The following is a 20,105-nucleotide window of genomic DNA, read 5'->3' on the forward strand; positions in this document are numbered from 1 at the left end:
CTGTTTACCTGGGCACTCCTCTGCCGCCGCGCATTTTCAGTTACTATCACACTTACACGTGAAGGGATGATGGGACGGAAAAATGATTACAATGCTGGATGTGGCCCGGAAGGCTGGCGTCTCTAAAGCCACCGTATCGCGCGTACTGGCGGGTACGCGCTACGTCAGTAAAGCGACACAGCAGAAAGTATTTCAGGCGATCGAAGAGACCGGCTATCGTCCTAACCTGCTGGCACGCAGTCTGGCAACGCAGAAGTCACAGAATATTGGTCTGATTGTCACCCACTCCCTGTTCAATGGCCCCTATTTCAGCGAGCTGCTTTATCAGACCGCCACCCTGACCAATAACTACGGGCGCCAGCTGATTCTGGCGGACGGTAAAACCAGCGCCGACGATGAACGGGCGGCCATTGAATTTCTGCTCGATCTGCGCTGTGACGCGATCATTATCTATCCGCGCTTTCTGGATACGGCCGCGCTGGAAGCGCTGATTGAGCAGCACGCCATTCCGATTATGGTGGTAAACCGGCAGCTGACGCAGCATGCAGAACACTGCGTCTGGGCCACACATCAGCAGAATACCTTTGATGCCGTACGGTATCTGATCCAGCGCGGGCATCAGGATATTGCCTTTATTACTGGCCTGCCGGGCTCGCCCACCGCTGCCGCACGGCTGGCGGGCTATCAGCAGGCGCTGGCTGCCCATCAGCTGCCCTTTGAGCCTGGCCGGGTCATCCAGGGCGCATGGACCTCGCTCAGCGGTCAGCTGGCCACACAGCAGCTTCTGGCGTCGCAGATCGCGTTCAGCGCGTTGATGGCGAGTAATGACGATATGGCGATGGGCGCGGCACTGGCGCTGCACGAGGCTGGAAAACGGCTGCCGCAGGATGTCTCTCTGGTGGGTTTCGATGACATTAATATGGCCGCCTTTTTTCTGCCGCCGCTGACCACGGTACATGTGCCGGTTGCTGAAATGATCCAGCACACGCTGGCGCAGCTGGTCGCCATGCTGGAAGGCAAGCCGGTTAGCGTGTTACCGCCCTTTAGCGGGCGGCTGATTGAACGCGCGTCGGTTGCTGACGGACCCGCGCGGCGCGATCAGTAGCTGACCGCGTCGTCGAGCGTAGCGCCGTTGCTGGCAATAAGCTGCTGATACCAGAAAAAGCTCTTTTTACGATAGCGCGCCAGATCTTTCAGGTCATGTTCATCGCGGTTTACATAGATAAAGCCGTAGCGTTTACCGATCCCCTGATGGGTACTGACCAGATCGATCGCTGACCAGGGACAGTAGCCAAACAGCACCACGCCATCCGCAATCGCCAGCCGCAGCTGCCGCAGATGATCGCGCAGATAGGCGATACGATAATCGTCATGTACTTTGTTGCCCGCTTCCAGCGTATCAAAGGCGCCCAGGCCATTTTCCGTGACAATCAGCGGCAGCGCATAGCGCGCGTAGATCTCACGGGCGGTGATGCGAAAGCCGACCGGATCGATATACCAGCCAAACTGATTCTGCGACAGATGCGGATTATTGCAGCCGACATACACCGTGCTGTCGATGCCCGCCATCTGCTGATCCGCTTTCTGCTTACTGTTGAGTTCACCGCGTGCCGCATCCGGCAGGTCAGCGCTGACGGTAGCGGAGGCGTAGTAGTTAAACGCGATAAAATCGGGTTTGCCCGCTGCAATGATCGCCATATCATCCGCCGCAATCTCCGGCAGCCAGCCGCGCTGCTGTAAAAAGGCCCACACCACCGCGTTGTAACGTCCGTGTACCGCAAGATCGAGATAGAGCCAGTTACGAATGGCTGAAAAATTATCGGCGGCCAGCACATCTTCCGGCCGTGAGCTGGCGGCGTAAACGCAGGAGATATTCGGTGCCGGGCCGATTTTTGCACCCGGCAGACGCTGATGACAGGCGATCATCGCCTGTGCCTGCGCCAGCATCATATGGTGATTCTGCTGATAAAGGGTGCGCTGCACATCTTCTGTGCCCTCTGCCAGCGTGCCGATGACCTCGCCCTTGAGGATCATCATGTTCTGCTCATTGATGGTCAGCCAGTATTTTACCTGCTTGCCATAGTGTTCAAAACAGGTGACGGCAAAGCGCTCAAACGCTGCGACGGTGCGCCGGTTTGACCAGCCGCCCGCCTGCTGCAGCGCCCACGGCAGATCAAAATGGTAGAGCGTGACCAGCGGTTCAATGCCGTGCCGGCAGATTTCATCAATCAGCTGCTGGTAAAACGCCACGCCAGCCGGATTAAGCTCGCCGTCGCCGTCGGGATAAAGGCGGCTCCAGGCAATCGAAAACCGGTAGGTTTTCAATCCCATTTCGGCCAGCAGCGCAATATCCTCTTTAAAGCGGTGATAGTGATCGCTGCAGACGGTAAAGTCAGTGACGTTATCGCTGAAGCGCGCGTGGTCGATGACTGACGGTCCTTTGCCATCCGTATTCCATGCGCCCTCAACCTGATACGCCGACGTTGATGCGCCCCAGAGAAATCCATCCGGGAACGCACCGGGATTATGATGCTGCATAGCTGCTCCTTACTGTTGCGCCGCCAGTTCACGACGCAGCTGAATGATCTCTTCCGCCAGTTCGCGACAGAGCATGGCGTTCATCAGATGATCCTGGGCATGTACCATAATTAAATTGACCGGAATTTTGCCGCAGCCCTCATCAGCACCAATCAGTTCGGTCTGGATACGATGCGCCGCTTTTGCCGCCTGCGTGGCGGCCGTGAGCTGTGCGTCCGCTTCACTCCACGCCTGATTACGCGCCGCACGCAGCGCCTGCATGGCGCAGGAGCGCGCCTCTCCCGCCTGAATGATCAGCTCCATTACCGTGGTTTCATCAATTTCCATCATGACTCCTTAGCCAGTTGTGCCGCTGCGGCCTGCTCCTGCTCCTGTTGCAGCAGCTGGCGCTCATACATCTTGAAAAACGGGTAGTAAATAAGCGTGGCAATCGCCACCAGCACGGCGATCAGCACGATCACGCGCCAGTCCCAGCCGGTTGACCAGGCGGCACCAATCGGAGCGGGCGTGGTCCACGGCGCCAGTGAGACAACGTGATTAATCAGGTTAGTTTTGGTGGCGGTCCAGGCGATCACGGCGTTAACCAGCGGCGCAAGCAGAAACGGAATAAACAGGATGGGATTCATCACCACCGGTGAGCCAAATATCACCGGCTCGTTGATGTTAAACATGCTGGGCACAATACTCAGTTTGCCAATTGAACGCAGGTGCGCTGAACGGCTGCGCAGATAAAGCAGCACCAGTCCCATAGTGGAACCCGATCCGCCTATCACAATAAAAAACTGCCAGAAGGGTTCAATAAACACGTGCATGACCGGCTCTCCGGCGTTCAGCGCCTGCTGATTCAGCCCGAGATTGGTCAGCCAGAACGCCTGCAGAATGCCCCCGACGATCACCGCACCATGAATGCCGGCAAACCACAGCATATGGCACAAAAGCACCGCAACCAGTACCGCGGGCAGTGAATCAGATGCGGAGATAACCGGCGCGAAGATGGCCATAATCGCCTGAGGCAGCAGCATGCCAAACTGCGCCTGCACCCACAGGCTGAGCGGAAATAGCGTGAGAAAAATGGCGACAATCGGGATCAGCAGATCGAACGACTGGCGGATTTTTGGCGGAACCTGCTCGGGCAGCTTAAAGCCGATATGGTGTTTCTGCAGGAAATGCATCATTTCTGTGGCAAACAGCGCCACCAGAATCGCCGTGAAGATCCCTTCACCACCCAGCGAGCCTACCGGCAGTGTCTTGTCACTCTGGGGAGCTGCCACCACCAGAAAAGCCATCAGCGACAGGCTGGCCGCCATAAAACCGTTCATTTTGTAGCTGGTGGCAAGGTTATAGGCGATAGCGCTGGCGATGTAGAGCGCCATAATACCCATCGTCATGTTGTAGGGCATCATGATCTGCGCTTCATGCGCCTGCACCATACCCAGCCACCATTGTGCGAAGGCCCATGAACTGTCGGCAGAGAATGGCGGATGGGCAAACAGCAGCATAAACGAGCCGACAATCAGAAACGGCATAGAAGCGATGAAACCATCGCGAATTGCGATGACGTGACGCTGGCTGGAGAGGCGTCCGGCGAATGGGCTGATGCGGTTTTCAATGACGCCAAATAAAGATTCACTGATGCTGCTCATGGGCAAGCTCCTTGCAACAGGCAACAAGAGAATTAACCTGCGCAGCAGCTGCGCAGGCGGAAGAATTATTTGAGTGCGGGCGTTATTTTCAGGGGTGAATCAGTTTTAATGAATCTGCTAATATTTTTTCGCCGTTCATCATGCCGTAATCCATGCTATTTATGACGGCGATAGGCTTATTAAGCTGCTGGGCTATCGGAGCGAAATCAGCCAGTTTATATTTAATTTGCGGACCAAGCAGGCAGCAGTCAAAACCCTGAATTTCTTCATTAAACTCCTCTATTCCCACTGCTTTTATCTCAACATCAACACCCTGCTCTTTTGCCGCTTTTTCCATTTTCTGCACCACCATGCTGGTGGACATTCCGGCGGCACAGCACAGTAAAATCTTTGGCATGATCGTTTCCTTTGAATGATGTTTAATTAACGAATACACAGCCAGAAGATTTTCTGCAACCGGTTTCAGATCTGGATACAGAAAGTGTGAGAAATATCAAAACTCAATCCGGATAAATTAACTGGCAGAAAAATAGTGCAGGAGAGTGATTATACAGGGGCAGGGGCATAATTGCATGAAACAGCCGTCTGGCCGTCGCCGCAGCATCGGTTAGCTGCAGCAGAACGTGCCGGACGGCTGAGGCTGTCAGGAGATAGCAGAATCTTTATGTTTATCCGCTTCAAAGTGACTCTTGAACTGCTCATAAATGGAGATCATATTTGACGCATCGCCATGCAGAGGGCTTAATTTTCCGGCACGGACCAGCTCGATAACCAGCTGCAGTGCAGCCTGTTTTGGACTGCTGGCAGGATGGGCAATATCAGACATGCTTTTCTCACTCGTTTAATAGGGGTCAGCTGCACAGTTTAGCCTGGATTGTGCCGGGTTTGGATGCGCAGCGCGCTGCTGGCAGACCGTTCGGATAAAAAAGCCGCTCGGGGTGTTCATTGACCTGTGAGGCAATTGTCTATACTGGATCAAAAAAGGGAACACACAGCCACACATTCCGTACCAGCGCGAAGGTGTTAAAGGAGCCCGGTTATGCTGATTGGTTTTGTTTTATTAGTGAGTGCCTGCGGGCACGATGCCTGTGACGCGTTGCCGGTATCAGAGCGTATTTATCCGACAAAAACGGCCTGTGAAACCATGGCCAATCGCATCTACAAAGTCCGTCCTAACGTGGTCTTGCTGTGCGGCGAGGTTCATCGCTGAATTGAGGCCAGGATTTACTGCTTTGCTCACATTTTAGCCAGTCGCCATTGCAAGCGCTGGCAATAAGGTTCAAAATATAAGCTGTTTTACACTATCATCGTTGTGAATCCCATGAAGAAATCGCGCCCCCGCCGTCCTGCCGGACGCTGGGTTTATTACATTTTGTATGACGGTATCCTCTGGCCCTGCCCGGTGCGCTGGGAGTGGGAAAATGGCTTCGATGGCTGGCTTCCCTTCTACTATTCACCCACGTTTGAGTTTGTGGCGGGCGATCCGCGCAAGGCGTATCGTATTGCGCGCAGCAGCCTGCGTAACGTGCGTGAAGCGCTGCATGATGCGGAGTATGCCTGAGTGCAGAAACAATGATGCGCCCGCAGGCGCATCGTTAAAACATTGACCGTTGCGCGGTGCGCAATCAGTTATTCAGCGTGTAATCCAGCGTGATTTCCGCATTCAGCAGCTGCGATACCGGGCAGCCCGCTTTCGCTTTCTGAATAATCTCGTCAAAGGCATCTTTATCCACGCCTGGCAGCGACACGGTGCTGGTCAGTGCCACTTTAGTGATGGCAAAGCCTTCGCCTTTTTTGTCCAGCGAGACATCGGCGGTGGTGTCGATGCTCTCCGGCTTATGGCCGGCATTGCCCAGCATCAGCGACAGCGCCATGGAGAAACAGGCAGCGTGTGCGGCACCAATCAGCTCTTCCGGGTTGGTCCCTTTCCCGCCTTCAAAGCGCGTATTAAAACCATACGGCTGCTGATTCAGTACGCCACTCTCTGTGCTGACGGTACCTTTACCTTTGATGTCACCTTCCCAATGGGCCGATCCTTTCTTGTGAATGGTCATGTCATTCCTCCTGTTAGTGGACAGCACTGAGTATAGACAACCCGCTCTGTTTTGCCTGGCTCAGCGCACCGCGCGCGGGCGCGCGGGCTGTAAACCCGCCTCGCTCAGCAGGGCGTTAGCCTGTACCAGCGAATCCTGTGTGATATCCGCGATCGATTTTGCGCCGGTCAGCGTCATCGCGACCCGCATCTCTTTTTCAATCAGCGTCAGCAGATTTTCCACGCCGCGCTGGCCGTGTGTGGCGAGCGCATAGATAAAGGCGCGTCCCAGCAGCACGCTGTCGGCACCGAGCGCCAGCATGCGCACCACATCCAGACCGCTGCGAATGCCGCTGTCTGCCAGAATGGTGATATCGCCTTTAACCGCATCGGCGATGGCCGGCAGCGCACGCGCTGACGAGAGCACGCCATCGAGCTGCCGTCCGCCGTGGTTGGAGACCACGATGCCGTCAGCGCCAAAGCGCACCGCATCGCGCGCATCCTCCGCATCCAGAATGCCTTTAATCACCATCGGCCCCTCCCAGAAATCGCGGATCCACTCCAGATCCTGCCAGGAGATAGAGGGATCGAAGTTGTTAGCCAGCCAGCCAATGTAATCCTCCAGGCCGGTGGGCTTGCCGAGATAAGCTGAAATGTTGCCCAGATCGTGAGGCCGGCCGTGCAGCCCGACGTCCCACGCCCACTGCGGGTGGGTGGCTGCCTGCCAGTAGCGGCGCAGCGCAGCGTGCGGCCCGCTCATGCCGGAGTGCGCATCGCGATAGCGCGCCCCCGGCGTGGGCATATCGACCGTAAACACCAGCGTGGTGCAGCCGGCTGCTTTGGCGCGCTCCAGCGCGTTACGCATAAATCCGCGATCGCGCAGCACATAGAGCTGAAACCACATCGGCCGGTTGATGGCTGGCGCCACCTCTTCGATAGGACAGAGCGAGACGGTAGAGAGCGTAAAGGGGATCCCCTTCTGTGCCGCTGCCCGCGCCGCCTGCACCTCCCCCCGGCGCGCATACATGCCGCATAACCCCACTGGCGCCAGCGCCACCGGCATCGCCAGCGTCTCATTAAACAGCCGGGTTTCCAGACTCAGCGCGGACATATTTTTCAGCACTCGCTGACGCAGCGCGACGTCTGAGAGGTCAGCCACGTTGCGCCGCAGCGTATGCTCAGCATAGGCACCGCCATCAAGATAGTGGAACAGGAACGGAGGCAAAATGCGCTGCGCTGCGGCGCGATAGTCACTGGCAGCAGAGATAATCATCAGGTGTTCTCCTTACGGGTCGCTGCCGTTTCGCCCGGCAGGCGGGTGATGCGCGCCTGACGCGCTTCATCTTCATGCAGCGTTTTCATCGTGGTATGGACAAAGCCGAGGTGATCCATCGCCGCCTGACGCGCGGCGGCGGCATCGCCTGCCATCACCGCATCAAACATTGCCTGATGCTGCTCATTGAGGCGGTTAAAAATCACCGGCTGGGTATACATGCGCTGACGGCTGTGCAGTACCGATGACTGCAGCAAATCGAAAAAGCCGCGCATGGTCTGCAGTAAGACCAGATTGTGTGAAGCCTCTGCAATCGCGAGATGAAAACGCAGATCGGCCTGCGCGGCGAGATCGGGATCGCCGCAGTCGTTCAGCCGCAGCAGCGCATCAAAGGCGTAGCGCAGTTTTTCTTTATCCGCTTCCGTTGCGCGCAGCGCGGCGTGCCAGGCGGTGCTGGCCTCAATGGCGTGGCGCGCCTCCAGAATATCCCAGCGGTAGTCGGGATCGGCCGCCAGCAGCTGACGCATCGGCTCGACGATACGCTGTTCTGACCAGGGTTCCGGCGGCTGACACAGCCAGGTGCCGCCGCCGCGTTTGCTGATCAGTACACCGCTGTTAATCAGCTGCTGAATCGCCTCGCGCAGGGAGGAGCGCGAGACGCCCAGCAGCGCCGCCAGCTGGCGCTCGCCCGGCAGCCGCATGCCGGGCGTCAGCTGCTGCGCGCCGATCCAGGCGCTGAGACGTTCGCGCAGCGGCGCGCTCACGGGATCATCCACGTCAGCACGTAGGCCTGCAGCGTGGTGATCACCCCGACCATGCAGGTAAAAATCAGGCTGTGTTTCACGGTAAAGCGGAACAGATCGGACTCTTTCCCCACCAGCCCGACCGCCGCGCAGGCGATCGCAATCGACTGCGGCGATATCATCTTACCGGTCACGCCGCCGGTGGTATTAGCGGCCACCAGCAGAATATCGGATACGCCAATCTGCTGCGCCGTGGTCGCCTGCAGCGCGGCAAACAGCGCGTTGGAGGAGGTGTCCGATCCGGTCAGAAACACGCCCAGCCAGCCGAGAAACGGTGAGAAAAAGGTAAACGCCTGCCCGGTGTGCGCCAGCGCCAGCGCCAGCGTAGCAGAGAGCCCGGAGTAGTTAGAGATAAAGGCAAACGCCAGCACCATGCCGATAGAGTAGATCGGCAGCGCCAGCTCTTTCAGCGTCTCTGCGAACGTCTGCAGCGCCGCGCGCGGTTTCATCCGCAGCCAGAGGATCGACAGCAGTGCCGCAACCAGAATCGCCGTGCCGGTGGCTGAAACCACATCGAATTTAAACAGTGCAGCGTACGGCGTGGCCTGACTCACCACCGGCGGCATCCGCGCCACCAGCTCATGCAGCAGCGGTACCGGCACGGTAAAGACCCAGTCATAGAGTGCGCCGCCTTTGGCAAACAGCGCCTTGAACGGCGGAATACTCCACAGCGTCACCGTCGCGGTAAGGAACAGAAACGGCATCCATGCGCGCACAATCTGCGCCAGCGTATAGCGCTGCGCTCCGGGCATGGCGTCAGCTGCATCGCGCTCTTCAAAACGGAAAATGCGTACCGGCTGCCAGCGACGTAAAAACAGCGTCAGACAGATCAATGAGGCGAGCGAGGAGATAATATCGGGCAGCTCCGGCCCGAGGAAGTTGGAGCTCAGGAACTGAGCAATGGCAAACGATCCTCCCGCCACGATCACCGCCGGCCAGGTCTCTTTCACCCCGCGCCAGCCATCCATGATCGCCATAATCCAGAACAGCACAATCAGCGTCAGAAACGGCAGCTGTCGCCCGGCCATCTGGCCAATCTGAAAGCTGTCCAGCCCGGTGACCTGCCCGGCCACAATAATCGGAATCCCCATCGCGCCGAACGCTACCGGCGCCGTATTGACAATCAGACAGAGGCCCGCCGCATAGAGCGGTTTGAAGCCCAGCCCGACCAGCAGTGCAGCGGTAATGGCCACCGGCGCACCAAACCCTGCCGCCCCTTCCAGGAAGGCGCCAAAGGCAAAACCGACGATCAGCATCTGCAGGCGCTGATCCGGCGTGATCGACAGGATCGACGCGCGAATAATGTCGAACTGCCCGGTTTTAACCGAGATTTTATACACAAACACGGCGGCAATGATGATCCAGGCGATCGGCCACAGGCCATAGAAAAAACCATACACCGCCGACGCCAGCGCCTGCCCCACTGGCATGCCATACAGCAGCAGCGCCACCAGCAGCGCCAGCACAACGGTCGCCGTGCCCGCCTGGTAGCCTTTGAGCTTGAGTTTAATCAGCGCAAAAAAGAAAAAAACAATCGGTATCACTGCGACCAGGCTGGAAAGCCACAGATTATTAAGCGGATCATAATTTTGCTGCCATACCTGCATGCCATTATCTCCGGAGGAGTGAAACCGGCACGGTGCAGCAAAACATGCACCGTGCAACAGTGCCCGTGACGCGCTGAAAGTGGTCGGACCGCATTCAGGAAACCGGGCTTATGGCGTCAGATAGTTAATGCGTTGTTAACTGAAAGCAACGCATTGCGGGAGAATTTTGCAGCAGTGTGACCAGGCAAAAAGGTTTTAGCGCTTTTGGTAGGACCAATCAGCGCGACACGTGAGTAAATGCGCCGGTATAGCTGTGCGGATGAAAGTGCAGGTTCCGTTCGCTACGGGGCACCGGGGCCGGTTTCGTTCGCCGTCCGCTGCGGCGGCAGCCTCCGCCCCGGCACGGCGATGCTGCCCCGGGGCCGGTTCCGTTCGCCGTCAGCTGCGGCGGCAGTCTTTGCTCCGGCACGGCGACCGGGCAGAGGGCGCCAGGCCGCGCCCTCTGCACTCCCCGGCCCTGCGCCAGCCCCGCCCGCCGCTGCGCGGTTCCCTCGCTCACGCCCGCTTCCCTGGGACCGGCCGCTATTCGCTCCTGCTCACCGCGCCCTTTCGCCGACGTCCTGTCGGCTCATCCCGGAACCGTGCCCTCCCTCGGCGGACCCGGATGGCGCTTCCCCCGGCTGCTGCTTTTTTTCTCTTCAATAAGTGTCTTATGGCTGAAGGTTCTGTAGAAAAGCTTCAGCGCACACCAGACCAAATTTAAAAAATGAAATTAAGGGTTTGCAGGCGGGGAGAGTGGCGCTTCCAGCCGCTGCCGCTCTTTTTTCTTTATGTTGTTTTTCATGGCTGGCAGTCCTGCACCTGAGCTTCAGCGCACACCAGACCAAATTTAAAAAAAACAAAATGAAGAATTTGCAGGCGGGGAGAGGGGCGCTATCCGCAGCGCCGGGCGCAGAGTGACGGCCAGGGCGAGCCGGCAGGACGCCGGCGAGAGCGCGGGCTGAGCAGGAGCGAATCCGCGCGGTCCGTTAAGGCCGGAGGGATAAGTCCGGGAATTCGCGAGGACGGCGCGGGGCGCGGATTGCTAAGGGGCGCGCCCACCCGCCCCTTAGCCCGTCCGCATGCGGAGATGCCGCTGAAACTGCCAGAAGCCTGGCGGGCGGAACCCCCTAGGTGCCTCGCGCTGCTTAGCGCACAGCTCTGCCCTGGCGGGCGGAACCCCTCCGGTGCCGCGCTCAGCCCTGCCCTGACGGGCGGAACCCTCTCAGTGCCCCGCGCTGCTAAACACCCAGCCCAAAAACAAAAAAGCCTCCGGCTGGAGGCTTTTGTCTTACTAACCGGCGACACCCGCCGCTGCATAGCGTTTTACGACAACATCTGAATGGCCAGCGCGTAGAGGCGCTGATGATCATCGTCACTGACTGGCTCTTCTTCCGCATAACAGGCGATCATTGAGCTGACTTTATCAGAGGATAAAGCTTCTCCATGAAGGTGCAGCGTTAATACGGCGCGGCCGACGATTTTCAGAATGTCTTCGCTATGTCCCTGGAGACTATGACTCAATGAAATTGACCTCTGAAGTAAATTCGTTCGCCAAATGGCGCGCTCAATATAGATCAGAACAACAAGGGTTTTTAATAAGAATTTCCTTATGCTGCGTAATATATAAGCCTGACCCGGGGGAAATTTATCTTAAATTGCCGCTGAAAAACGCACTAAAAGCGTTAATCTCCTTATTTGCTGAGTGATTTTTATACGCCAACGGATCGTTACGGATAATAACTTATTAAAACTTTGCAACAATAAGCCCCCTGATGCGGGACAGGCTTTTGTTCTCTCTCCGGCCGTATGCATCAGGCGAATTACCGTTGCTGCCCGCGTGGCTTTCTGCCAGACTGGCCGCGTTATCTTCCCTCCTATCTGAGACATCTTTGTGACTGCTTTTTCAACCCTGACGCAACTGCCCGCCAGCCAGCTCGACAACCTGCGCGATATGGGCTTTGATGCGATGACGCCTATCCAGGCAGCGTCGCTTCCCGCCATACTTGCCGGCCGCGATGTGCGTGCGCAGGCGAAGACCGGCAGCGGCAAAACCGCTGCGTTCGGTATCGGCCTGCTTAATCGTATCGACAACAGCCAGTTTCATACCCAGGCGCTGGTGCTCTGCCCGACGCGTGAACTGGCTGAACAGGTCAGCAATGTGCTGCGTCAGCTGGCACGTTTTACGCGCAATATTAAAATTCTCACGCTGTGTGGCGGCCAGCCGATGAGCGCACAGCGCGATTCGCTGGTGCATGCCCCGCACATCGTCGTCGGCACGCCAGGCCGACTGCTGGATCACCTTAAGCGCGACAATCTCGATCTCAGCCAGCTGCAGACGCTGGTGCTCGACGAAGCCGACCGCATGCTGGAGATGGGTTTCCGCGACGATATGGAAGCGATTATTGGCTTCACGCCCGCGGCACGGCAGACGCTACTTTTCTCCGCCACCTGGCCTGACACCATTGCCAGCCTGAGCCAGCGTTTTCAGCGCGACGCGCTGGCGGTTGCAACGGAAACCGAAGCGGAGCTGCCTGCGATTGAGCAGCAGTTTATCGAAGCGAGCGCAGGCGAGCGCGTTAACCTGCTGTGCGCCCTGCTGAGTCAGCACCAGCCCGCCTCCTGCGTGGTGTTCTGCAACACCAAACGCGAGTGCGATGATATTGCCGCTGCGCTGAACGATCGCGATATCAGCGCGCTGGCGCTGCATGGCGATCTGGAACAGCGCGATCGTGAGCGCGTGCTGATCCGCTTTGCTAACGGCAGCAGCCGCGTCCTGATTGCGACCGACGTAGCCGCACGCGGTCTGGATATCAAATCGCTGGCGCTGGTCGTCAACCTTGAGCTGGCGTGGGATCCGGAAGTGCACCTGCACCGCATTGGTCGCACCGGGCGAGCGGGTGAAAAAGGGCTCGCGGTGAGCTTTGTGGCACCTGACGGCATGGCTCGCGCCCATGCGCTGGAGGATTACCTGCAGCAGAAACTTAACTGGGTGGCGGCCGCTACCTTAAAAGGCAGAGCGGCACAGGCGCTTCCTGCGGCCATGATGACACTCTGTATTGATGGCGGACGCAAAGCAAAAATCCGTCCGGGTGATATCCTGGGCGCGCTGACAGGCGAAGCGGGCTTCAGCGCCGATCAGATCGGTAAAATTGACCTGACACCGTCGCACGCCTATGTCGCTATTGCGGCAGCGCAGGCGAAAAAAGCGCTGATCAGGCTCAAAGAGGGCAAAATCAAAGGGAAAAGCGTACGCGCGATTCTCCTGAAATAGTATGGCCATAGCGTGAGGGCGATCGCGCCCTTGCGCTAAATCTTCCCCTTCTCCCTTCATTTTTCGCGCGCCCTGCCGATAAGTTAATCATGGCACTTCCGCCCTCTCCCTGCTCCGCCCAGATTCTGCCCCGAGGCCATGATGGATAATTTTCAGAAAGAGATCGACGAACGCGCAAACCTGGCGCTGTCCAACAAATTTGAACTGCTGCTGTTTCGCCTGGGTTCCGATCGGCTGAAAGGCAAATCTGAGCTGTATGGCATCAACGTGTTCAAGCTACGCGAAATTGTGCCGATGCCGGCCATCACGCGCGCCGCTGGTATGAACTCACCGCTACTTGGTATGGCCAGTATCCGGGGGCAGTTTATTCCGGTCATCGACCTGCCGGCCGTAACCGGCTGCAAGCCCGAAACCGGTCTGAATCTGCTGCTGGTTACCGAATATGCGCGCAGTACCCAGGCGTTCGCGGTGGAGTCGGTAGAGAATATTGTACGTCTCGACTGGAGTCAGGTGCATACCGCAGAAGCGGGGATCAGCAGCCGCAATATCACCAGTATCGCCTGCCTTGACAGCAATGGTGAGAGCAATAACCTTGCTCTGGTACTCGACGTAGAGCAGATCCTCTATGACATCATTCCTTCGGTGCGCGGCGTTGAACCTGACGCTAAGACCGCGAAAAACTTTAATCTGAAGCCCGGCGCAGTCGCTATCGTGGCGGAAGATTCTAAAGTGGCTCGTCAGCTGCTCGAACAGGGGCTGAAGAGCATGGGTATTCCGGCCCTGATGCACAATACCGGCCTGGAAGCGTGGATAAAAATCAACGAAATTAAGAAAGAAGCGCAGGCCAGCGGCGAATCGATTCACGATAAAATCGCCCTGGTTCTGACCGATCTGGAGATGCCGGAGATGGATGGCTTCACGCTGACGCGTAATATCAAGCGTGATGATGCGCTGCGTCATATTCCGGTCGTCATCCACTCTTCACTTTCCGGCAGCGCCAACGAGGATCACGTTCGCAAAGTGGGCGCCGATGGTTATGTGGCAAAATTCGAGATCAATGAGCTCTCCAGTGCCATTTTCAGCGTGCTGGAAAAACAGCGCTGAATCCGCCCTGTTTCTCCCTTCCCCTTGAGGCGCGACTATCGCGCCTTTTTTATTGTGGTTATTCCTCCCGCCCCGAAACAGTACCGCTTATTCATCACTATTTAGTATTGCTAACCGATCTTCGCTGCCGCGCGCAAAAATTAAAGTAAATATATTAGTTACCGATAACTGTTGCGCCTGCGCCGGAGTTTTCGGGGATAGCCTGCGCAGACAGATTTCTCTTTTTCTTTTAAAAACAGTCTATCGCAGCAGATTATCCACCTGCTGACGCATCCTATTACTGTCTGATTTCTGGCAAACAGGGAGAACCAATGTTGAGCATCAAGAATATGAAAGTCGGGGTACGCCTGGGCATCGCCTTTGGCCTGGTCGTGGCCCTGTTAATGGTGGTGGGCGTTACGTCGTGGCTGAAAATCAGCAATATCAAAACCGGTATTACCTCTATTGTAGAAGATCGTTTTGTTAAGGTTCGCCTCGGCTTCGACGTGCGCGATGGCGTTAATGATCAGATCAAATATCTGCGCGGTATCGTGATTGATACCACCCGACCGGAAAATAATGTTAAACGCTTTGCTCAGCTTGCGGATGCGACGGCGCAAACCAACAGCGCGATGAAAAAAATTGAGGCCATCCAGGTCACGCCGATAGGCAAAAAGAAAATTGCCGGATTACTTGCCGCCAGCAAGCTGTTTGAACAGCAAAAAAATGAGGTGCTGGCGCTGGTGCGGGATGGCAAGACAGAGGAAGCCAGCAACTACGTGCTGAAAAAGATTACTCAGACGCAAAATACCTTTTTGCTCAGCGCGGCCGCTTTTGCTGACTCTCAGGCCAGCCAGCTCCATCAGGAAGGGGTCGGCATCATTGAGGATGGCACCACGGCGATTCAGGTTTCCGTAATTTTCACGGCTATCGCCATCGCTGCCGCCGTGCTGCTGGGCCTGCTGCTGACCCGCTCTATCGTGCGTCCGCTTAATGAAGCTGTCGCCGTCGCCAGCAAAGTTGCCGCCGGCGATCTCAGCTCGCGCATAACGGTCCGCAGTAAAGATGAAACCGGCGTGCTGATGCAGGCGCTGCAGACCATGAACGACAATCTGATGACCATCGTCTCTAACGTGCGCGCCGGCTCCGATACCATCGCCGTTGCCTCTAATCAGATCTCCAGCGGCAATATCGATCTCTCTTCGCGCACCGAGCAGCAGGCGAGCTCGCTGGAAGAGACCGCTTCCGCGATGGAGCAGATGACCGCGACCGTGAAGCACAACGCCGATAACGCGCGCGAAGCAAACTCGCTGGTCTCAAAAACCTCTGAGGTGGCTAAAGAGGGTGGCGTGGTGATGGAGCAGGTTATCGATAAAATGGAGGCGATTACTTACTCCTCGAAGAAGATTGTCGATATTATCAGCGTCATCGACTCTATCGCTTTCCAGACCAATATTCTGTCGCTTAACGCCGCCGTTGAGGCAGCGCGTGCCGGCGAACAGGGACGCGGCTTTGCCGTGGTGGCATCGGAAGTGCGTAACCTGGCCCAGCGCTCCGCCTCCGCCGCTAAAGAGATTAAAGTCCTGATTGAAGATTCCGTGACCAAAGTTGATGAAGGCAGCCGCCTGGTGACGCACGCCGGATCTACCATAAGTGAAGTCGTCAGCAGCGTGCAGAGCGTGGCTGAGATTATGAGCGAAATTACCATTGCCAGCAGCGAACAGAGCAGCGGCATTGGTGAGATTAATCAGGCTATTACGCAGATGGAAGCGGTGACGCAGCAGAATGCCTCGCTGGTGCAGGAAGCATCTGCCGCCTCGCAGGCGCTGCAGGAGCAGGCCGATCGGCTGGCGCAGTCAATGAGCGTGTTTAAAACCGCGCTGGCGTAATGCCCACGGCCGGGCCGCCGGTGACGGCGACCCGGCTGCGGTCAGTTGAACAGCGACCAGGCGACAGAAGAGATCGCCAGCACTCCGATAATCACCACAAAGAGGTTGCTGATTTTCCCGCTGTACTGGCGCATTGCCGGCACTTTCTGAATCGCATACATCGGCATCAAAAACAGGATCGCCGCGATAACCGGCCCGCCCAGCGTTTCAATCATGCCAAGAATACTGGGGTTCAGCGTGGCCACCAGCCAGGTGGTCAGCAGCATAAACAGCGTGGTCAGCCGGTTCAGCTTCTGCGGCGCGATCGCTTTACCCCGGCTGCGCAGCGATTTGGTGACGATGCCGTTAAAGCCTTCGCGCGCCCCCAGGTAGTGACCCAGGAACGATTTCGTGATCGCCACCATCGCGACAATCGGACCCAGCCAGGCGATCATCGGCACCTGAAAATGGTTAGCCAGATAAGAAAGAATGGTAATGTTCTGCGCTTTGGCCGCCTGCAGATCGGCTGGCGACAGGCTCAGCACGCAGCTGAACACAAAAAACATCACCGTGACCACCATCATCAGATGCGCGCTGGCCAGTATGCGCGAGCAGCGTTTTTCCGCACCGGCGCCATATTCGTCGCGTTTTGCGACGGCAAAAGACGAGATAATCGGCGAATGGTTAAATGAAAAAACCATCACCGGAATGGCCAGCCACAGCGTCATCCACAGATTGCCGCTGCCCGTTGCCTCGCTAAACGACAGCGTCTGCAGCGCGGCACCGTGCCAGTGCGGAACCAGCCAGGCGGCCAGCAGCATCAGGACGGCAACAAACGGAAAGACCAGAATACTCATCGCCTTCACGATCATCTGCTCGCCAAAGCGCACGATAACCATCATCCCGCTGATCAGCAGCAGCGACAGCAGCGCGCGCGGCGGCGACACCAGGCCAAGCTGATGCACAATAAAACTGTCTACGGTATTGGTGATGGCCACGCTGTACATCAGCAGAATGGGATAGATAGCAAAAAAGTAGAGCAGCGTGATGATTTTACCCGCCCCGCTGCCAAAGTGCTCTTCCACCACGTCAGTGATATCTTCGCCCGGATTTTTACCCGAGAGGACGAAACGCGTCAGCGCGCGGTGCGCATAGAAGGTCATCGGGAACGCCAGTACGGCCATGATCAGCAGCGGCAGCAGCCCGCCCGCGCCGGCGTTAATCGGCAGAAACAGCACTCCGGCACCAATCGCCGTACCATACAGACCCAGCATCCACACCGTGTCACTCTTGCTCCAGCCCCTGGCCGCTCTGGCGGTTGCCAGCGTGCTGGTTTGTGAGTTGTTCATCACTCTCTCCAGATTCATCATTATTGCAGCCGGTCTCCGGCTCTCTGTTCACGGTCAGCCGCTGCGGGCTGCCGTTTAACCGCGCTCATGCTATACGTTTTTGTCACCGTGCGGGGGTCACAACGCAAGATACGCGTCACAAAAGCAGCAAAAATGCGCAGGCTGGTAAATTTATGCTTTAAAAATGCACAAAACCGGCGCGCAATCGATTGCCTGACGTTATTTGACCTGAGTCACAAAAATTGTGCAAGTGAAGGTAGTAACCGGTGAGTAAAAGCAGCAGTCTCTCCCGGCTGCTGCCCTCTTCTGCCAGAGACAGAGATCGGAAGGCAACGCCGGGAGGGTCAGGGATCAGAATGCGCGCATTCTGTATAACGCATAGAGGAAATAGTACGCTGTGAGTGAGTTCAGATTCATAATCATGTACTTCAGTTTTTCATTTTTATTCAGCAGCGTGAAGATACCTTTTGAGTATTTTCCGCGCTTTATCTGTTCTATTTCTGTTGCGATATCTGCCGGTGAAAAGGATGCGTGATACATGGCAGTGACAATCTGCATATCCAGCGCCAGCACGCGCTTTGAGATCCCTTTCAGAAAGTGGTCCAGTTCGCTGGCCTGATATTTATCGACGATAGTGTCATACAGCGCGGTCAGCGACTGCTTACGCACCTTTAATTCACTGTACTGCACCTTCTGCTTGGAGAGCGATCCGCTGGTATCTTCATAGTGATAAGCCGCGTTAGGCGTAATCAGGAAGTTACTGATGCAGCTGAAATATTTCAGGTTAAACAGCAGATCTTCACTCATTGAGATCCCCTCCAGAAAGCGCAGGTTCAGGGATTCAATAATCTCCCGGCGGTAGCATTTATTATGCAGATAGCCGATGTTGTCGCTGATCTCCAGCTCGCCCAGCACATAAGGGATATCGTGCTGGCTGAAAAAGCCCGCCTGCGAAACCTTGCCAATGCGATCGTCATTCAGGTGGCCGACCATCAGGTCTACGGTTTCAGCCGGCCAGGCGTTGAGATTCTGCTTAAAACTCATCAGGAAATTGTCATCGACCCAGTCGTCGGCGTCCAGGAAGAGCACGTAGTCGCCACGCGCCTTTAACAGCCCGGTATTGCGCGCAGCGCTGACGCCGGCGTTGATCTGCTCCAGCACGGTTATCTGCGGATAACAGGCAAACTCAGACAGAATCTGCGCGCTGTTATCGCGGCTGCCGTCGTTAACCACCACCACTTCATAACTGCTGAACGTCTGGTTCAAAACGCTCAGCAGCGTGCGCCGGATGGTATTTTGTGAGTTATAAACGGGAATGATGATACTGAAGAGCGGATTGTCATTCATGATAAACTCTCTTTGCTGTCTGAGGTTTTGTAATTGCTAAATAACTGCCATAGCTTCCTGGGGTTGAAAAAAACCTGGTGGATCCGCGCCACGGGTTGCGCGGTGAAAAAATAATTAAGCAGGGAGAAGGAGACGAATTCGGTAATCACCACGCTCAGTGCAGCGCCGGTCAGGCCGTAATGCGGCACCAGCAGCAGTGAAGAGATCAGGCAGATAACCAGCACCGCGAAGGTCTTTTTGATCAGGAAGCGGTAGCCGTTATATTTCACAATGAAGCGGTCCATCACGCTGCTCAGCACACCGCACATCGCGCCCACGCTCAGCAACAGCGTCGGGGCTACCGCATCCAGATAGGCAGCGCCATAAAAATGGCCAATAAACCAGCCTGACAGCAGCCAGATCGCCACAATCACCAGCGCGGAGACGCCAATCACCAGCAGATGCAGCTGCTGCGCTTTAACGATCGCCCGCTCGCGGTTGCGCTCGGCAAAGAAAGCGGGATAAAACGACGCCAGCAGCGCGGCCGGTAAAAATACCCACGCCGTGGAGAGCGTCAGCGCCACAGAGAAAATGCCCGCCTCTTTTACGCCGAGGAAGTAAGAGACGCTTACCTGGTTGACGCGCGTATAGATGCCGACTGCAATGGCCGAAATAACCAGCGACATGCCTGATGCCACCATATAGCGCGAATATTGCTTCAGCTGACGCAGCGCCGGCAGCGGTTCATGGCGGTGCTGGCGCGTAAAGAGCGCGAGCTTAATGACAAAGGGAATAAGGGTGGCGAGCACAATCGGGATCGCCAGATAGTGCGGATCCAGCTCCAGCCAGGAGATAAGGAATCGCACCGAGAGGCTGATCGCCAGCCCGATAACGTTAGCGATCACATTGAGACGGGCATTGAGCATCGCCTCGTTGTAGATGTTAACCAGATCGAGCGCCGAGAAAAGGCAGGCCAGCGCAGCGGCACAGATAAAGACCACCGCGTCCGGGCTCCACTCCGCTTTCATGATCAGCATGCCGCTGATTGCCAGGACGCTGTAGACGCCCAGCACCAGCAGGCCGGCAGCCATCATCAGACGAATACCCGAACGGTGATTCTGCGCAATGCGCTTCAGCAATATGACATCGCTGCCCATTACCGCGATGCTCTGCAAAAACTGAAAAATCAGCATTGAGAGTGAGATAATGCCGAAGGTGGTCGGGCCGACATATTTGGCGACGTAAGAGGTCACAAAAATCAGGCCAAACACGGCGATCAGCTTTTCAGCGATCATCCACATTGAGTTTCTGAGTTTCTCTTTCATTCCGG

General features: G+C 56.6%; 19 protein-coding genes. 6 read left to right on the forward strand and 13 right to left on the reverse strand.

Features of this window, described 5'->3' with window-relative positions:
* Window positions 1-82: 82 nt before the first annotated feature.
* Window positions 83-1,105, forward strand: coding sequence for a LacI family DNA-binding transcriptional regulator (locus FS690_RS07250; protein ID WP_039382930.1), 1,023 nt, complete (start codon window positions 83-85; stop codon window positions 1,103-1,105).
* Here the strand turns inward: FS690_RS07250 and FS690_RS07255 are convergent.
* From FS690_RS07255 to FS690_RS07275, 5 genes are all read right to left on the reverse strand, one after another.
* Window positions 1,099-2,538 (reverse strand): glycoside hydrolase family 1 protein, encoded by a 1,440-nt coding sequence (locus FS690_RS07255; protein ID WP_145339279.1) that lies wholly within the window; start codon window positions 2,536-2,538, stop codon window positions 1,099-1,101. The genes FS690_RS07250 and FS690_RS07255 overlap by 7 nt on opposite strands.
* Window positions 2,539-2,547: 9 nt before the next feature.
* Window positions 2,548-2,865, reverse strand: a complete 318-nt coding sequence (locus tag FS690_RS07260; protein ID WP_039382928.1) for a PTS lactose/cellobiose transporter subunit IIA — start codon at window positions 2,863-2,865, stop codon at window positions 2,548-2,550.
* Window positions 2,865-4,181, reverse strand: coding sequence for a PTS sugar transporter subunit IIC (locus FS690_RS07265; protein ID WP_104084616.1), 1,317 nt, complete (start codon window positions 4,179-4,181; stop codon window positions 2,865-2,867). Before FS690_RS07265 ends, FS690_RS07260 begins: the two co-directional genes overlap by 1 nt.
* 88 nt (window positions 4,182-4,269) lie before the next feature.
* Entirely contained in the window at window positions 4,270-4,578 is a 309-nt protein-coding gene (locus FS690_RS07270) for a PTS sugar transporter subunit IIB (protein ID WP_104084615.1), read from the reverse strand.
* Between the two features lie 246 nt (window positions 4,579-4,824).
* On the reverse strand, window positions 4,825-5,007 hold the full coding sequence (locus FS690_RS07275; RefSeq protein WP_039382925.1) for a hypothetical protein: 183 nt from the start codon (window positions 5,005-5,007) through the stop codon (window positions 4,825-4,827).
* A gap of 213 nt (window positions 5,008-5,220) precedes the next feature.
* Here FS690_RS07275 and FS690_RS18355 point away from each other — a divergent pair, with 213 nt between their 5' ends.
* Complete coding sequence (locus tag FS690_RS18355; RefSeq protein ID WP_166713742.1) at window positions 5,221-5,391, forward strand: hypothetical protein; 171 nt, start codon at window positions 5,221-5,223, stop codon at window positions 5,389-5,391.
* Between the two features lie 111 nt (window positions 5,392-5,502).
* Window positions 5,503-5,742 carry a hypothetical protein gene (locus FS690_RS07280; RefSeq protein ID WP_039382924.1) on the forward strand — a complete coding sequence of 80 codons (240 nt, stop codon included), beginning with the start codon at window positions 5,503-5,505 and terminating at the stop codon, window positions 5,740-5,742.
* Between the two features lie 64 nt (window positions 5,743-5,806).
* Here the strand turns inward: FS690_RS07280 and FS690_RS07285 are convergent, their stop codons facing one another.
* The 5 genes from FS690_RS07285 to FS690_RS07305 all read right to left on the reverse strand — a co-directional run bounded on the left by FS690_RS07285 (window position 5,807) and on the right by FS690_RS07305 (window position 11,399).
* Complete coding sequence (locus FS690_RS07285; RefSeq protein ID WP_071668603.1) at window positions 5,807-6,235, reverse strand: OsmC family protein; 429 nt, start codon at window positions 6,233-6,235, stop codon at window positions 5,807-5,809.
* Between the two features lie 60 nt (window positions 6,236-6,295).
* Window positions 6,296-7,486, reverse strand: coding sequence for an FMN-dependent L-lactate dehydrogenase LldD (gene lldD, locus FS690_RS07290; protein ID WP_071668602.1), 1,191 nt, complete (start codon window positions 7,484-7,486; stop codon window positions 6,296-6,298).
* Window positions 7,486-8,250, reverse strand: a complete 765-nt coding sequence (gene lldR / locus FS690_RS07295) for a transcriptional regulator LldR (RefSeq protein WP_233207401.1) — start codon at window positions 8,248-8,250, stop codon at window positions 7,486-7,488. The genes lldD and lldR overlap by 1 nt, the downstream gene beginning before the upstream one ends.
* Window positions 8,247-9,896: an L-lactate permease gene (lldP, locus tag FS690_RS07300; protein ID WP_039382920.1), complete on the reverse strand. Its 1,650-nt coding sequence runs from the start codon at window positions 9,894-9,896 to the stop codon at window positions 8,247-8,249. Before lldP ends, lldR begins: the two co-directional genes overlap by 4 nt.
* Before the next feature lie 1,305 nt (window positions 9,897-11,201).
* Window positions 11,202-11,399, reverse strand: a complete 198-nt coding sequence (locus tag FS690_RS07305) for a hypothetical protein (protein WP_039382914.1) — start codon at window positions 11,397-11,399, stop codon at window positions 11,202-11,204.
* A 370-nt stretch (window positions 11,400-11,769) separates the two neighbouring features.
* Between FS690_RS07305 and dbpA the strand changes: the two genes are divergently transcribed.
* The 3 genes from dbpA to FS690_RS07320 all read left to right on the forward strand — a co-directional run bounded on the left by dbpA (window position 11,770) and on the right by FS690_RS07320 (window position 16,121).
* The gene (gene dbpA / locus FS690_RS07310; protein WP_039382913.1) at window positions 11,770-13,149 is read left to right on the forward strand and encodes an ATP-dependent RNA helicase DbpA; all 1,380 of its coding nucleotides are present in this window, start codon (window positions 11,770-11,772) and stop codon (window positions 13,147-13,149) included.
* A gap of 141 nt (window positions 13,150-13,290) precedes the next feature.
* Complete coding sequence (locus tag FS690_RS07315; protein WP_108570214.1) at window positions 13,291-14,253, forward strand: chemotaxis protein; 963 nt, start codon at window positions 13,291-13,293, stop codon at window positions 14,251-14,253.
* Window positions 14,254-14,564: 311 nt separating this feature from the next.
* The gene (locus tag FS690_RS07320; RefSeq protein ID WP_108570215.1) at window positions 14,565-16,121 is read left to right on the forward strand and encodes a methyl-accepting chemotaxis protein; all 1,557 of its coding nucleotides are present in this window, start codon (window positions 14,565-14,567) and stop codon (window positions 16,119-16,121) included.
* 41 nt (window positions 16,122-16,162) lie between these two features.
* Here the strand turns inward: FS690_RS07320 and FS690_RS07325 are convergent, their stop codons facing one another.
* The 3 genes from FS690_RS07325 to FS690_RS07335 form a co-directional block, all read right to left on the reverse strand.
* Window positions 16,163-17,449: an HAAAP family serine/threonine permease gene (locus tag FS690_RS07325; protein WP_104084608.1), complete on the reverse strand. Its 1,287-nt coding sequence runs from the start codon at window positions 17,447-17,449 to the stop codon at window positions 16,163-16,165.
* Between the two features lie 351 nt (window positions 17,450-17,800).
* Window positions 17,801-18,796, reverse strand: coding sequence for a glycosyltransferase family A protein (locus FS690_RS07330; RefSeq protein WP_071668494.1), 996 nt, complete (start codon window positions 18,794-18,796; stop codon window positions 17,801-17,803).
* Complete coding sequence (locus FS690_RS07335; protein WP_071668493.1) at window positions 18,793-20,100, reverse strand: flippase; 1,308 nt, start codon at window positions 20,098-20,100, stop codon at window positions 18,793-18,795. The genes FS690_RS07330 and FS690_RS07335 overlap by 4 nt, the downstream gene beginning before the upstream one ends.
* Window positions 20,101-20,105: the final 5 nt, after the last annotated feature.

Source organism: Pantoea sp. PSNIH1, from assembly GCF_007680655.1.
Lineage (GTDB): Bacteria > Pseudomonadota > Gammaproteobacteria > Enterobacterales > Enterobacteriaceae > Pantoea > Pantoea eucrina.